Here is a 15,244-nt window from a genome sequence, read left to right on the forward strand (position 1 = left end):
GTGTTCGGACGTCGCAAGAAGAGTGGTTCCGCGAGCGACGCGGACGCGGCCGGCGAGACCGAGCAGGTCGACGCGGCCCTGGACGGGCCCGACGCGGAGGACTCCGCCGACGCCGAGGACGCCCCCCGGCGGGTGAACCTTCCCCCGGCCCCGCGGCCCGACGGCCCCTGGGACGACACCGAGGTGTCCAAGCCCGCCGAGGGCCGGGTGGACCTGGGCGGGCTCTTCGTGCCCGGTGTCGAGGGCATGGAGCTGCGGGTCGAGGTCGCCGGTGACGCGATCGTCGCGGCCACGGTCGTCCTGCGGGACAGCGCGATCCAGCTCCAGGCGTTCGCGGCGCCGAAGAAGGAAGGCATCTGGGGCGAGGTCCGTGAGGAGATCGCCGGCGGTATCACCCAGCAGGGCGGGGTGATCGACGAGGTCGAGGGCCCGCTCGGCTGGGAGCTGCGGGCCCAGGTGCCGGTCCAGCTCCCGGACGGCACGGGCGGGGTCCAGCTGGTGCGCTTCGTCGGAGTCGACGGGCCGCGCTGGTTCCTGCGCGGCGTCATCTCGGGCCAGGGCGCGGTCCAGCCGGAGGCGGCCGGACTGCTGGAGCAGATCTTCCGCGACACGGTGGTGGTCCGCGGTGACGGGCCGATGGCGCCTCGTGACCCGATCGTCCTCAAGCTCCCCGAGGACGCCCAGATGGTGCCCGAGGGCGTCCAGCAGGAGGAGCAGGCGACCTCCCGCTTCTCCGGCGGCATGGGCCAGCTCCAGCGGGGCCCGGAGATCACCGAGGTCCGCTGACCCTCCGCGTCGGCGCCCGGGCGCCGTACCGCTTGCGACGGGCCGTATCCCCCTTGTCCACAGGGGGGTGCGGCCCGTCGTCGTACCCCGTAACGTGCGAGATCGCCGGTGCCCAGCAGCCGGACCGCGGCGGCCCGTGCCGTTCGCGGATCGGCTACGGGGCGGCCGGGTACGGAGCTGTGCGGTGTACGGGAACGACAGGGGGATCTCATGAGCACGGACGAGAGCACGGAAGCGACGGCGGCGGGTACGGCGGTGGCCGGGGAGCCGATGGTGCGGGTGGAGGATCTGCACCGGACGTACGGCTCCGGCGCCGGGGCGGTGCACGCGCTGCGCGGGGTCTCCTTCGAGGTGCCCCGGGGCGAACTGGTGGCGCTGAAGGGCCGCTCCGGGTCGGGGAAGACGACGCTGCTGAATCTCGTCGGCGGTCTCGACACCCCGGACGGGGGGCGGATCAGGCTGGACGGCACGGATCTGTCCGGGCTGGGCGAGAACGAGCTGCTGGAGCTGCGGCGGGACCGGATCGGCTTTGTCTTCCAGTCGTTCGGGCTGATCCCGATCCTGACCGCCGCGGAGAATGTGGGGGTGCCGCTGCGGCTGCGGGGCGCCCCGGTCCGGGAGCGGGACGAGCGGGTGGAGCTGCTGCTCTCCCTGGTCGGTCTCGCGGACCACGCGGCCCAGCGCCCCACGGAGCTCTCCGGCGGCCAGCAGCAGCGGGTGGCCATCGCCCGGGCGCTGGCCAATCGCCCGGCCCTGCTGATCGCGGACGAGCCGACCGGTCAGCTCGACGCGGAGACCGGGCTGTCGGTGATGGAGCTGTTGCGCGCGGTGGTCCGGGCCGAGGGGGTGACGGCGCTGGTCGCCACCCATGACGCCCAGCTGCTCGGACTGGCGGACCGGGTACTGGAGCTGCACGACGGCGAGATAGCCGAGACGGCCGCCGCCGGGGCCGTCCGGGCCTGACCGCCACGGGCCGGGCACGATTCCAACGACACGGCCGAGGCGCCCCACCAGGGTGGCCGTGCGGTACGGGTGGGGCGGATGGGCATCAGAATCGCGTCAATACCGCCCCTCCCGCCCACCCTCCACCCGATTTGCCCGTTTCCTTCGCCGTATCGTCGTCGCAGCGTAGGAGCGGTACGGCGAGTACGCCCGACCGCCTTCTGAAAGACAATGGGGCCATGGCACGCGGCAAGCTTCGGATCTATCTCGGCGCGGCACCGGGCGTGGGCAAGACCTACGCCATGCTCTCCGAGGCCCATCGCCGGGTGGAGCGGGGCACGGACTGCGTGGTCGCCTTCGTGGAGCACCACGACCGGCCGCGTACCGAGGTGATGCTGCACGGTCTGGAGCAGATCCAGCGCCGGGAGCTGGAATACCGGGGCGCGGCGTTCACCGAGATGGATGTGGACGCGGTCCTGGAGCGCCGTCCTGCGGTGGCGCTGGTGGACGAGCTGGCGCATACGAATGTGCCCGGCTCGCGCAACGCCAAGCGCTGGCAGGACGTGGCGGAGCTGCTGGCCGCCGGGATCGATGTGATATCGACGGTGAACATCCAGCACTTCGAGTCCCTCGGCGACGTGGTGGAGTCGATCACCGGCGTCCGGCAGCGGGAGACCGTACCGGACGAGGTGGTGCGGCGGGCGGAGCAGATCGAGCTGGTGGACATGGCGCCGCAGGCGCTGCGCCGCCGGATGGCCCACGGCAATATCTACAAGCCCGACAAGGTCGACGCGGCCCTGTCGAACTACTTCCGGCCGGGCAATCTGACGGCGCTGCGCGAGCTGGCCCTGCTCTGGGTGGCCGACCGGGTCGACGAGTACCTCCAGCAGTACCGGGGCGAGCACAACATCCGCTCGACCTGGCAGGCGCGGGAGCGGATCGTCGTCGGGCTCACCGGCGGGCCGGAGGGACGGACGCTGATCCGGCGGGCGGCCCGGATGGCGGCCAAGGGGTCGGGCAGCGAGATCCTGGCGGTCTACATCGCCCGCAGCGACGGGCTGACCTCGGCGTCGCCGAAGGAGCTGGCGGTCCAGCGCACCCTGGTCGAGGACCTCGGGGGGACGTTTCACCATGTGATAGGCGACGACATCCCCTCGTCGCTGCTGGAGTTCGCCCGGGGCGTCAACGCCACCCAGATCGTGCTGGGGTCCAGCCGCCGCAAGACCTGGCAGTACGTCTTCGGCCCGGGGGTGGGGGCGACGGTGGCCCGGGAGTCCGGGCCCGATCTCGACGTCCATATCGTCACCCACGACGAGGCCGGGAAGGGCCGGGGGCTGCCGGTGGCGCGAGGGGCCCGGCTCGGCCGGTCCCGGATCATCGCGGGCTGGCTGATCGGGGTCGCGGTCCCGCTGTTGCTGTCGCTGCTGCTGACGGCGCTGGACGACACTCTCGGGCTCGCCAACGACGTACTGCTCTTCCTCTTCGCCACGGTGATGGCGGCGCTGCTGGGCGGACTGCTCCCGGCGCTGGCTTCGGCCGCCGTGGGTTCCATCCTGCTGAACTACTACTTCACCCCGCCCGTGCACACCCTGACCGTGTACGACCCCAAGAACATCGTGGCCATCGTCATCTTCTTCGCGGTGGCGGTCGCGGTGGCGTCCGTGGTGGACCTCGCGGCCCGCCGGACCCATCAGGCGGCCCGGCTGCGCGCCGAGTCCGAGATCCTCTCCTTCCTCGCCGGGAGCGTGCTGCGCGGGGAGACGTCGCTGGACGCGCTGTTGCAGCGGGTGCGGGAGACCTTCGGGATGGAGTCGGTGGCGCTGCTGGAGCGGACCAGCGACGTCGATCCGTGGACCACGGCCGGGAGCGTCGGCCCCCGGTCGGTCGTCCGGCCCGAGGACGCCGATGTGGACATGCCGGTCGGGGACCATATGGCGCTGGCGCTCTCCGGGCGGGTACTGCCCGCCGAGGACCGCCGGGTGCTGGCCGCGTTCGCGGCCCAGGCGGCCGTCGTCCTCGACCGCAAGCGGCTGGTCGGCGAGGCCGAGGAGGCCCGCAGACTGGCCGAGGGCAACCGGATCCGTACGGCCCTGCTGGCGGCCGTCAGCCATGATCTGCGGACCCCGCTGGCGGCGATCAAGGCGGCCGTCAGCTCGCTCCGCTCCGACGACGTGGCCTGGTCCGAGGAGGACGAGGCGGAGTTGCTCGCGGGGATCGAGGACGGCGCGGACAGGCTTGACCATCTGGTGGGCAATCTCCTCGACATGTCCCGTCTCCAGACGGGTACGGTCACCCCGTTGATGCGGGTGACCGATCTCGACGAGGTGGTGCCCATGGCCCTGGTCTCCGTGCCCGTGGAAAGTGTGGAGCTGGACATCCCGGAGACGCTGCCGATGGTCACCGTGGACCGGGGGCTGCTGGAGCGGGCGGTGGCGAACATCGTCGAGAACGCGGTCAAGTACAGCCCGGAGGCGACCGCGGTGGCGGTCTCGGCGAGCGCGCTCGGCGACCGGGTGGAGGTCCGGGTCGTGGACCGGGGGCCCGGTGTGCCGGACGACGAGAAGGAGCGGATCTTCGAGCCGTTCCAGCGGTACGGGGACGCCCCGCGCGGCGCCGGGGTGGGGCTGGGCCTCGCGGTGGCCCGGGGCTTCGTCGAGGCCATGGGCGGCACGCTGTCGGCCGAGGACACCCCGGGCGGCGGGATGACCATGGTCCTCACGCTCACCGCGGCGCCCGGGACGACACCGGTGACACCCGATCTCCCCGCGCAGGTCACCTCGTGAGCCCGAGCCCGTTCCGGTGGCCCGGCGGCCGCCCCCGCCGTGACGGCCCCGGCGGCGAACCCGTGCGTGACACCGCAGACAGCGAAGGAACCCCGCGGACCCCGCGGCACCTGAAGGACAGAAAGGCGGGCCAGTGATGACCAGGGTGCTGGTGGTCGACGACGAGCCGCAGATCGTACGCGCCCTCGTGATCAACCTGAAGGCGCGCAAGTACGAGGTGGACGCGGCGCCGGACGGGGCGACCGCTCTCCAGCTGGCCGCCGCCCGCCACCCGGATGTGGTCGTCCTCGACCTGGGGCTGCCCGACATGGACGGCGTCGAGGTGATCAAGGGGCTGCGCGGCTGGACCCGGGTGCCGATCCTGGTGCTCTCCGCCCGGCACACCTCCGACGAGAAGGTGGAGGCGCTGGACGCGGGCGCCGACGACTACGTCACCAAGCCGTTCGGGATGGACGAGCTGCTGGCCCGGCTGCGGGCGGCGGTCCGCCGGGCCGAGCCGGTGGGCGGTGGCGACGACGACGTGGTCGTGGTGGAGACCGAGGGGTTCACGGTCGATCTGGCCGCGAAGAAGGTCAACCGCGACGGGCGCGACGTCCGGCTGACGCCGACCGAGTGGCATCTGCTGGAGGTATTGGTCCGCAATACGGGCCGGCTGGTCAGCCAGAAGCAGTTGCTGCAGGAGGTGTGGGGTCCCTCGTACGGGACGGAGACCAACTACCTCCGGGTCTACATGGCACAGCTGCGGCGGAAGCTGGAGGCCGATCCGTCGCACCCCAAGCATTTCGTGACCGAGCCGGGGATGGGCTACCGCTTCGAGCGGTAGCGCTCCGGGCGCCCCCGGTGACCTCGGGTCGCGGCCCGTCGGCGGGGTTGTCCACAGGCCGCGGACGGGCCGGGCCGGGGGTCGGCCGCGGCCGGTACGCTTGCTGCATGAGTGCACCTCCTACCGGGTCCGGGCCCTCCGGCACCGGCTCCGGACCGGGCGATCCGGCGGCGAAACCGGTCGGCCGTCTCCGCCGTATGTTCGACCGGCTGTCCAGCTCCCGTCAGGACCAGGAGTCCGCGGAGCTGCGGGAGGACGCACAGCTGTCCGGGTGCACCCGGATCGCCGAATGCGGCGATCGCCAGATCGTCCGGGTGACTGGTACGTTGCGCACGGTGACCCTGCGCCCGAGGGCCGGGGTGCCCGCCCTGGAGGCGGAGCTGTTCGACGGCACCGCCCCGCTGGACATCGTCTGGCTGGGCCGCCGCTCGATCGTCGGCATCGAGCCGGGCCGCAGGCTGATCGCCTCGGGGCGGATATCCACGGCCCATGGCCGTCGTGTGCTGTTCAACCCCAAATACGAACTCCGACCGCTCGGACAGGAGTAGCCGGTGACGTCTTTCGACAAGCCGACCCCGACCACCACACCGTCCCCCTCGTCCGCTCCGGGCGCGGCCCCCGCCGGGGATTCCGCGCCGCCGGAGCCGGGCGACGGGCGGGACACCTCGGCCCCGGGCCCGGTCGCCCAGGACCCGGCCGACGTCAAGGCGGTCACCGAGGCCGCGCTGTTCGACGCGTTCGGCGGCGTGCGGGGCATGGTCGAGACGGTGGTCCCGGGGCTGCTGTTCGTCACCATCTACACGATCAACCAGGATCTGCACTCCTCGGCGATCGCCGCCCTGGCGGTCTCGCTGGTGCTGGTCGCGGCCCGGCTGGTCCTCAAGGGCACGGTCAAGCACGCGTTCAGCGGGGTCTTCGGCGTCGCGTTCGGCGTGGTCTTCGCGATGATGACCGGCAATGCCAAGGACTTCTATCTGCCGGGCATGCTGTACACCACGGGGCTCGCGGTGGCGTACATCGCGACCGCGGCGGCCGGGGTGCCGCTGATCGGGCTGATGCTGGGCCCGGTCTTCAAGGAGAACCTCTCCTGGCGGACCCGTAACCCCGGCCGGAAGAAGGCGTACACCAAGGCGAGCTATGCCTGGGGCGCGATCCTGCTGGCGAAGTCGGCGATCCTCTTCCCGTTGTACTGGTGGGCGGACACCACCCAGCTCGGCTGGGTCCTGGTAGCGCTGAAGATTCCGCCGTTCCTGCTGGCCGTCTATCTGACCTGGGTCTTCCTGGCGAAGGCGCCGCCGCCGATCGATGTCTTCGCGGAGATGGAGGCGGAGGAGCGGGCCGAGCGCGAGCGGAAGGCGTCGGCCGCCGGGCAGAACGCGGCCGACCAGAACACCGTCAGACAGAACGAAGACTGACCCGGAGGGCCCGGCCCTCCGAAATCGTCCGGCCCGCGGGCCCCGGCCCCGGCCCGGCCCAGCTCCGGAACGGTGAATTCCGGCCGCTGGGCGGACGGCGGGGACCGGTCGCCGGACACCGACGGGCCGCTCCGCCCGGCTTTCGGAGGCGTTCGTACCGTCCCGCGCGGGGCGTTCGGCCACGGTCACGATCTCATCAAGTCCGGGACGAACACGTGCTCAGGCCCTGTGCACTCTGCAACGATCCCTGCTCGAAAGCGTTTTCGGGGGTGGCCCTTCAGGGGCTCATGGGGGATGTCGGGTGCCGGTCTTTCTGTTCCACCGTGCGCGTGGTCATCGGCTGCTGCTCTCGGCGGCCCTGCTCGCCGTATTGCTGACCACCTCGGTGCTGGCCGCGCTCGCGGCCTTCGCCGGGTCAGTCGGGGACGCCGGGCTGAGACACGCGCTCAAGACCCGGGACGCCGCGTCGGCGTCTCTGATCGTGACGTCGGAAGACTCGTCCGCAGACCGGACGGCCGCCGCCGAGGGCGCCCGGCGCGGGGCGGAGCGCGCCTTCGACGGCCTGCCCGTCACGCTGCGCCCGTTCGAGCGCTCCGCGCCGTACTCGCTCCCCCGCTCGCTCCAGCCGCCCGCCGCCCGGGCCGGTGAGCCGGATCTGACCATGCTGGCGGTGGCCGACCGGTCGAAGGTGCGGCTGGTGTCGGGCGACTGGCCCTCGGCAGGCGGTGGTACCCCGGCGGGTGGTCCCCCGGTGATCGGGGTCGCCCTGCCCGAGACGGCGGCCCGCGCCCTGCGGCTGACGCCGGGCCCCCGGGTGCTGACCCTCGCCAGCAGGCTCGGCGGTCCGGCGGTGAAGATCCGGGTGACCGGGGTCTACCGGGTGGCCGACCGGGACGATCCGTACTGGCGGCTGGACGAACTCGGTGGCCGCGGGGTGCGGACCGAGGTCTTCACCACCTACGGCCCCCTGCTCACCGATCCCCGGTCCCTGGCCTCGGAGTCGGTCGCCGCGGGCGGTCTCGCCTGGCTGGCGACCGCCGACTTCGGCGCCCTCACCGCCGACCGGATCGATGCCCTGCGCTCGGCCGCGCGCGACAGCCAGAAGCTGCTGAGCGCCCAGCCGGGACTGAAGGGCGGCGTCGTCGCCAAGACGTCGCTGCCGGATGTGCTCGACCAGTTGGAACGGGCGCTGCTGGTGGCCCGGGCGACCCTGCTGATCGTCTCCCTCCAGCTGGTGCTGCTGGCCGGGTACACGCTGCTGCTGGTGGCCAGGCTGCTGAGTACGGAGCGGGCGGGCGAGACCCGGGTACTGCTGGCCCGGGGTGCTTCCCGGGGCCGGATCGCCGGGCTCTCCGCCCTGGAGGCGCTGTTCCTGGCGCTGCCCGCGGCGGTCTGCGCACCCCTGCTCGCCGGTCCGCTGACCGGACTGCTGGCGGGGCAGGGGCTGCTGGCCCGGATCGGGCTGCGGGTGGACACGGCGCCGACGGCGACGGTCTGGCTGGTCGCGGCGGCCGTGGCGGTGGCCTGCGCGATGGCGGTGGTCGCCCCGGCGATCGGCGCGGCCCGCCGGGACCGCGGCCGGGCCCGGGCGCTGCCCGCGCCGCTGCGGGCGGGCGCCGATATCGCGCTGCTGGCCGTCGCGGGGGTGGCGTACTGGCAGTTGGAGCGCCGGACCTCGGGCAGCGGGGCGCTCAGCGGTGACCGCGAGGGCGAGCTGGGGATCGATCCGCTGCTGGTGGTGGCTCCGGCGCTGGCGCTGCTCGCGGGGACCGTGGTGACGTTGCGGCTGCTGCCGCCGGCCGCCCGGCTGGCGGAGCGGCGGGCCGCGCGCGGCCGGAAGCTGACGGCGGCCCTCGCGGGCTGGCAGCTCAGCCGGCGTCCGGCCCGGGGCGCGGGGCCGGTGTTGCTGCTGGTTCTGGCGGTGGCGCTGGGCATGCTGGCGATCGGTCAGAGCGCCTCGTGGGACCGTTCCCAGGACGATCAGGCGGATTTCCGGGCGGGCGCGCCGATCCGGATGACGGGTGGCGGCGCGGTCCAGTTCGGGCAGGGCGGGGTCTTCGACGGGATGCCCGGGGTGCGGGCGGCCGTTCCGGCGGCCCGGCAGTCGATGGGGCTGACCGGTGGCCGTCAGGCGACGGTGCTGGCCCTGGACACGGCCCGGGCGGCGGGCTCCGGCGACGACGGCAGTGGCCGGACCGGGCCGTTGCGGCTCCGCGGCGATCTCGCCGCGGACGGGGATCCCGTACGGCTGATCGCGGGCCTCGCGCCGCCCGCCGAGGAGCGGGCCGGGATCGTCCTGCCCGACGGGACCGAACGGGTCGAGCTGGACATCACCCTGCGGGCGGCGTACGACGGTCCTTCCGGTACGGCGGCGTTGAAGTCCCAGTACCCGGGCGATCCGGGGCTCTCCGCCACGGTCACCGTGGAGGACCGGTTCGGGGTCCCGTACCGGCTCGACCTGGGCGGTCTGCGGCCGGACGGCAAGCGGCAGCGGGTGACGCTCGATCTGGCGAAGGCCGCGGACGCCCCGGTCGGCAGGCCCGCCGGGCCGCTGGCGCTGACCGCGATCGAGTTCGACGAGCCGGGCAATCCGGACCGGATCGCGGCCAAGCGGCTGACGGTCGGGGCGGTCCGGGCGGTCGGCGCCGATGGTGTCGCCCGGCCCGTCGCCGCCTCGAAGGGGCTGGCCTGGCGGGGTAAGGCCGTACTGGCGATCGAGTCGGAGACCGCGGCCCCGGGTGACCGGCCGCCCGCCGTCACCTCGGTCACCGCGGCCCCGGGCGCTCTGCTCGATCTGCGCTATCACACGGGTACTTCGGCGTTTCCGAGCCAGTGGGGACCCGACCGTTCGGTGACGGTCCGGGTGGCGGCGGGGCGCGGCCCGGCGCGGGAGCCGGGCGCGCTGGCGACCCCGGCGTTCCTGGAGGCGAGCGCCGCGAAGGTGGGTTCGCGGATCCAGGTCCCGATGCGGGGCGGCGACATCACGGTACGGATCACCGGCGTGCTGGCGGCCGTACCGACGACCGGTCCCGGCACCGGGGACCCGGCCGCGGCGGCAAAGCCCGAGCTGGACGGCGGCGTCCTGCTGCTCGATCTGCGGTCCGTGAACCGGGTCCTGGCCGAGCGCCCCGACTCCTCGTTCGCGCCCGGCGAGTGGTGGCTCTTCACCGAGCCGGGCCGGACGGGCGCGGTCGCCTCGGCCCTGCGCGACCGGGCCGAGATCGACCCGTCGCAGATCCAGGTACGGGACGAGATCGCCCGGGAGCTGCACGAGGATCCGCTGGGCGCCGGGCCGCAGTCGGCGCTACTGGCGACGGCGGCGGTGGCGGCGCTGCTGGCGGCCGTCGGTTTCGGGGTCGGCACGGTGGGGGCGCTGCGGGAGCGGTCGGCGGAGTTCGCGGTGCTGCGGGCGCTGGGCGCGCCCCGGCGGCTGCCCGCCCGGCTGCTGGCGGTGGAGCAGTCGCTGCTGATCGGTCTCGGTCTGCTGATCGGGGCCGCGTTGGGGGCGGTGCTGACCCGGGCGGTCGTTCCGCTGATCGTGCTGACCGGCCGGGCCGCCCAGCCGGTGCCGGAGGTGCTGGTCCAGCTCCCGGTGGGACGAGTGGTGCTGCTGCTGGTGGGTGTGGCCGCGGCGCCGGTACTGATCGTGGCCGCGCTGATGCTGCGGCGGACCGACCCGGTGGCGGCGCTGCGCGGGCGAGGAGGCGAGTGACGGTGAGGGAGAGGACGTCGGTGGTCGGGTGGCGTGCGCGTGCGGGGGCCCGGGTCCTCGCAGCGCCGGAGTGCCGGGGCGCGGGGGCGCGTAGGGCGCGTAGGGCGTGTTGCGAAAGTCCCGCCTGCCCCGCGGCGTCTGGCGCGCCCTCCCCCTGGGCCTGGCGGCCCGGGCGGTACCCCCAGGCCGCGTTGTCGGGATCGTCCGAGTACGCCCGGGCCCATCCCATACGAGACGACCGCCCCCTGGCTTCGCCGGGGGGACCCCCACCGCCATCGCGATCGCACGCACCGGACGCCGCCGGGCCCGCCCTTCGGGCGGACGGCGCTACTTTCGAATCACGCCCTAGCGCCGGGACGGCGTACGCCCGCGGGTGCGGGCGCGTGGGCGCGACCGCCTGTACGAGCCCGTGCGCCGGTCGGGGCGTTCACGCGCCGGGGGCGGCCGGGGCGTCCTCGGCCTCCGGGGTGCCGTACGGCCCCTCCAAAGCAAGTTCTCGCGGCGGTGCCGGGGAGCCGGGGTACTCGTACCCGAACCACGACGGCGTCGGGTACGGTACGCGGCCGGTCCCAGGGCGGTACGGCGGTCCGGGCCCTTCGTACGTCCCGGACGGCACGACGAACACCACAGGCACCACAGGCACCACAGGTACCACCGGCGCGACCGGCACCCCCCGTCCGGACGGGGGGCGGTCGGGATGGTGAGGATCGTCGCCCCCTGGGTCAGGACCCGGCTGCGGACCGCGCCGCTCGCCGCGGTCTCCGTATTCGTCCTGGTCGGCATCACCGCCTTCCTCTGCGCGGCGTTCCCGCGCGCCGTCGACGCCTATGAGGGCGAGGGGATACGCCATGAGCTGACGGTCGCCGAACCCGACCAGAGCGGCTTCCGGTTCAGCGCGGCGCCGGTGGCTCCGTACGAGGCCGACGACCCCGGTCTCCGGGCCTCGGTGACCCCGGCGAAGCTGGCCGAGCGGCACCGCCGGATCGTGGGCATCCTGCCGGACGCGCTGCGGACCGATCCGCGCGATTCGGCGTACGGGGTACGGAGCCAGCGCCCCGCCGACGGCGAGGCGCCGGGACTGACCGAACTGGACGGCGGCTCCCCGGTCTTCACCCTCGCCGCGCAGTCGGCTCTCGCGGAGCACGCGACGGTACGGTCCGGCCGGCTGCCGAAGCCCCCGCCGGACTCGGCGGAACCGGCGGAACCTGCGGATTCGCCCAACGAGCCGACCGAACCGACCGAGCCGCGACCGGACTCCGTCGAGGGCGTGGTGACCTCGGCCACCGCGAAGGCGCTGAACGTCAGGATCGGCACGGTCGTCACCATCAGCCGTGAGACCGCGGGGCCGCTGGTCGTCACCATCACCGGCATCGTGGACCCGGTCCGGCCGCGGAGCGCGTACTGGTCGGTGCTGCCGGTGCTGCGCACCCCGGGCTACCTCTATACAGAGGGGCCGCCTCCGCAGCCGTACTGGCACGGCGCGCTGCTGCTGCCGCCGGAGGCGGGCCCGGCGCTGCTCTCCCTGCCGAAGGAGGCGGAGCCGTACTGGAACGTCGCCGTCGATCCGCGCGGCCTCGGCGCCGGTGACATCGAGGCGGCCGAGCGGGCGGTGGCGACGGTCGAGAGCGGCCCGGTGCTGTCGGAGCTGCGGTCGGCGATCTCCCCCGAGCTCCAGGTGACGACCGGTCTGGCCGGGATTCTGGCGGATTACGGGAAGTTGCGGGGCGCGATCGCCCCGGTCGTGTCAGTCGCCGCGTTCGGGGTCGGCGGGGTGATCGCGGTGGTGCTGCTGACGGCCGGTGGTCTCGCGGCGTCGCGGCGCTCGACCGAGCTGGCGCTGCTGCGGGCCCGGGGCGGATCGCTCCCCGGGATCGTCGCCCGGCTCGCCGCGGAGACCGCGGTCCCGGCGGTCCCGGCGGCCGTCGCCGGTGGCGCCCTGGCGATCGTCCTGGTACCCGAGGGACGGCTCTGGCCCGCGGTACTGGCCGTGATCCTGGTGACGGTGGTGGCCTGTGGGGCGCTGCCGGCCCGGGCCGCCCTGGAGCACCGCAGACCGCGTCCGGGCGGCCGGGCCGATGCCCCGGGCCGCCCGTCCCGGCGCCGTACGGTCGCCGAACTGACCCTGCTCGCGCTGGCCGCGGCCGCCGTCGTCGCGGTACGCCGCCGGGGCACCGGCGACGGCGCCGACCAGGGCGTGGACCAGCTGGTCAGCGCCGCCCCGGTACTGCTCGGAGTGGCCGCCGCGCTCGTCCTCGTACGGCTCTATCCGCTGCCGTTGCGGCTGGCGGCGCTGTCCGTGGCGCGACGGCGGGGCGCGATCGGCTTTCTGGCGCTGGCCCGGGCCGGGCGCGCCCCGGCCACGACCGTACTGCCGCTGCTCGCCCTGGTGCTGGCGCTGACCACGGCCGCTTTCGGCGGCTCGGTCCTGGCCGGGGTCGAGGCCGCGCGGGACCGGGCAGCCGTGGTCTCGGTCGGCTCCGACGCCCGGATCGAGGCGGCGGGCGCGCTGCCCGGAGGGCTGGCGGACTCGGTACGGAAACTGCCGGGTGTGACGGGTGTGGTGGAGGTGTACCGGGAGACGGATGTCGGTCTGCGGGACGGCGACGACGCCGACGGGGTGACCCTGCTCGGCGCCGACCCGGCGGCCTACGCCCGGCTGGCCCGTGACACCGGTCTCGGCGGGTTCCCGGCGGACGCGCTGCGCGCCGGGGGCAAGGGCCCGGTGCCCGCGATCGTGTCGCCGGGCGTCGCGGAGCGGCTCGGCGACGGAGCCCGCGTCATCGGTCCGCTCAGCGCGCCGCTGAACGTCGAGGTGTCGGCCGTACGGACCGCCACGCCCGCGCTCTCCGACGGGGAGTTCGTCCTGGTCGACACGGCGGCGCTGACCGGCCCCAGGGCCGCGACGACCCTGCTGGTGGCCGGTGGTTCGGTCAGCGGGGAGGGGCTGCGGGCCGCGGTCCGGGCGACCGGCGCGGCCGACGGGATCCGGGTGGCGCTGCGGGCGGACGAGCGGAACGCCTTCGCCGAGTCGCCGGTCCAGACGGGGGCGGAGCGGGTCTACGCGGTCGCGGCGCTCGCGGCGGCCGGATACGCGGCGCTCGCCCTGCTGCTGGCGCTGATCCGGGCCGCCCCCGAGCGGGTGGCGCTGCTGGCCCGGCTGCGCACGATGGGTCTGACCCGGCGCCAGGGGCGGCGGCTGCTGGTACTGGAGAATCTGCCGGGATCGCTGCTGGCGGGCGCCGGGGGCGTCCTGGTGGGGTGGGTGGTGGTCCTCGTCCTCGCCCCCGGGATCGATCTGGCCCGGCTGGCCCAGGCGTCCGGCGGGATGGCGGCCGCCCGGGTACCGGCGGAGCTGACCACGGACCCGTGGAGCCTGCTGCTGCCGGGGGCGGGCGTGGTCCTGCTCGCGGCGGGTGTGGCGGCGGTCCAGGCATGGGCGGTCACCCGGCGCTCCTCGACGACCGAACTGAGGGTGGGAGACACACGATGACGGATCCGACGACCACGGAACGGGCCCCGGGCCCGGGAGCGGCCCCGGCCGCGCCGTCGGGGGCGACGCTGGCGGAGCTGGAGGAGCGGGTCGCGGCCCGCCGCGACGGGCCCCGGTACGGGCACGACGCGCTGATCACCTGCGACCGGCTGGTCCGGATCTTCTCCACGGACGGCGTCGAGGTCCAGGCCCTCCAGGGGCTCGATCTGCTCGTCCGGGAGGGCGAGCTGATGGCGCTGGTGGGCGCGTCGGGCAGCGGTAAGTCGACGCTGATGAACGTACTCGCCGGACTGGACGTCCCGACGGCGGGCGCGGCGGCGGTGGCGGGCTTCGACCTGCTCTCCATGGGCCCGAAGGAGCGGCTGCGCTACCGCCGGGACGTGGTCGGCTTCGTCTGGCAGCAGACGGCCCGGAACCTGCTCCCCTATCTGACGGCCGCCCAGAACGTGTCGCTGCCGCTCCAGTTGCGGGGACGCGGCAGGGGCGACGCGGCCCGGCCCCGGAGCCGGGCCGCGAAGACGGCGCGGGTGGAGCTGCTGCTGGGGCTGATGGGGGTCGAGGAGTGCCGGGACCGCCGTCCGCACCAGATGTCGGGCGGTCAGCAGCAGCGGGTGGCGATCGCCGTGGCGCTGGCGAACGAGCCGTCCGTACTGCTCGCGGACGAGCCGACGGGCGAGCTGGACTCGCATACGGCGGAGCAGATCTTCGCGGCGTTCCGGCGGGCCAACGAGGAGCTGGGGACGACGATCGTGATCGTCACCCATGACCAGACGGTGGCGTCCGAGGTCCGCCGTACGGTGGCGATCCGGGACGGCCGCACCTCGACGGAGATCCTGCGCCGGACCGAGGTCGACTCGGCGACGGGTCAGGAGTCGCTGGTGGCGCGGGAGTACGCGATGCTCGACCGGGCGGGGCGGCTCCAGCTCCCGGCGGAGTACACGGCGGCGCTGGGGATGCGGGACCGGGTGATGCTGGAGCTGGAGCATGACCACATCGGGGTCTGGCCGGACGACGCGTGACCCCGTCCCGGGGGCGGGCGGAGGACGACGGCGGTACGGGCCCGGGCCCGAGCGGTCGCCGGGCCCGTACGAACGGCCTGCACGAACGGCCCGTACGAAGCGGCCCGTAAGACCGGCTCGTACGAAGCGGCCACCGGCCCCCGGCCCGGCTCCGGCCGGAGGCGTACGGCCCTCGCGCCGGGGTGACACGGCCCGGCCCGGGCGGCGTGCCGGTACCGCGCGCAAAGGGGTACGGGCCGGGGCTCCCGGCCCCGGCCCGGACCCTCTACGGGTG

9 protein-coding genes are annotated in these 15,244 nt (G+C 74.5%); all 9 read left to right on the top strand.

Annotated features, from left to right (window positions below):
• Positions 1-786, top strand: coding sequence for a DUF3710 domain-containing protein (locus AB0G74_RS05405; protein ID WP_361140982.1), 786 nt, complete (start codon positions 1-3; stop codon positions 784-786).
• Positions 787-996: 210 nt separating this feature from the next.
• Complete coding sequence (locus AB0G74_RS05410; protein ID WP_361140984.1) at positions 997-1,749, top strand: ABC transporter ATP-binding protein; 753 nt, start codon at positions 997-999, stop codon at positions 1,747-1,749.
• A 218-nt stretch (positions 1,750-1,967) separates the two neighbouring features.
• Positions 1,968-4,511, top strand: coding sequence for a sensor histidine kinase KdpD (locus AB0G74_RS05415; RefSeq protein WP_361140985.1), 2,544 nt, complete (start codon positions 1,968-1,970; stop codon positions 4,509-4,511).
• A gap of 136 nt (positions 4,512-4,647) precedes the next feature.
• On the top strand, positions 4,648-5,334 hold the full coding sequence (locus AB0G74_RS05420) for a response regulator (RefSeq protein ID WP_361140987.1): 687 nt from the start codon (positions 4,648-4,650) through the stop codon (positions 5,332-5,334).
• Between the two features lie 197 nt (positions 5,335-5,531).
• Complete coding sequence (locus tag AB0G74_RS05425; protein WP_361141087.1) at positions 5,532-5,882, top strand: OB-fold nucleic acid binding domain-containing protein; 351 nt, start codon at positions 5,532-5,534, stop codon at positions 5,880-5,882.
• 3 nt (positions 5,883-5,885) lie between these two features.
• Complete coding sequence (locus AB0G74_RS05430; protein ID WP_361140989.1) at positions 5,886-6,749, top strand: DUF3159 domain-containing protein; 864 nt, start codon at positions 5,886-5,888, stop codon at positions 6,747-6,749.
• 301 nt (positions 6,750-7,050) lie between these two features.
• Entirely contained in the window at positions 7,051-10,461 is a 3,411-nt protein-coding gene (locus tag AB0G74_RS05435) for an FtsX-like permease family protein (RefSeq protein WP_361140991.1), read from the top strand.
• Between the two features lie 697 nt (positions 10,462-11,158).
• Positions 11,159-13,951: an FtsX-like permease family protein gene (locus tag AB0G74_RS05440; protein ID WP_361140993.1), complete on the top strand. Its 2,793-nt coding sequence runs from the start codon at positions 11,159-11,161 to the stop codon at positions 13,949-13,951.
• Entirely contained in the window at positions 13,948-14,970 is a 1,023-nt protein-coding gene (locus AB0G74_RS05445; protein WP_361140995.1) for an ABC transporter ATP-binding protein, read from the top strand. Before AB0G74_RS05440 ends, AB0G74_RS05445 begins: the two co-directional genes overlap by 4 nt.
• The last annotated feature ends 274 nt before the right edge of the window (positions 14,971-15,244 follow it).

The sequence above is a fragment of the Streptomyces sp. NPDC020875 genome (assembly GCF_040641415.1).
GTDB lineage: Bacteria > Actinomycetota > Actinomycetes > Streptomycetales > Streptomycetaceae > Streptomyces.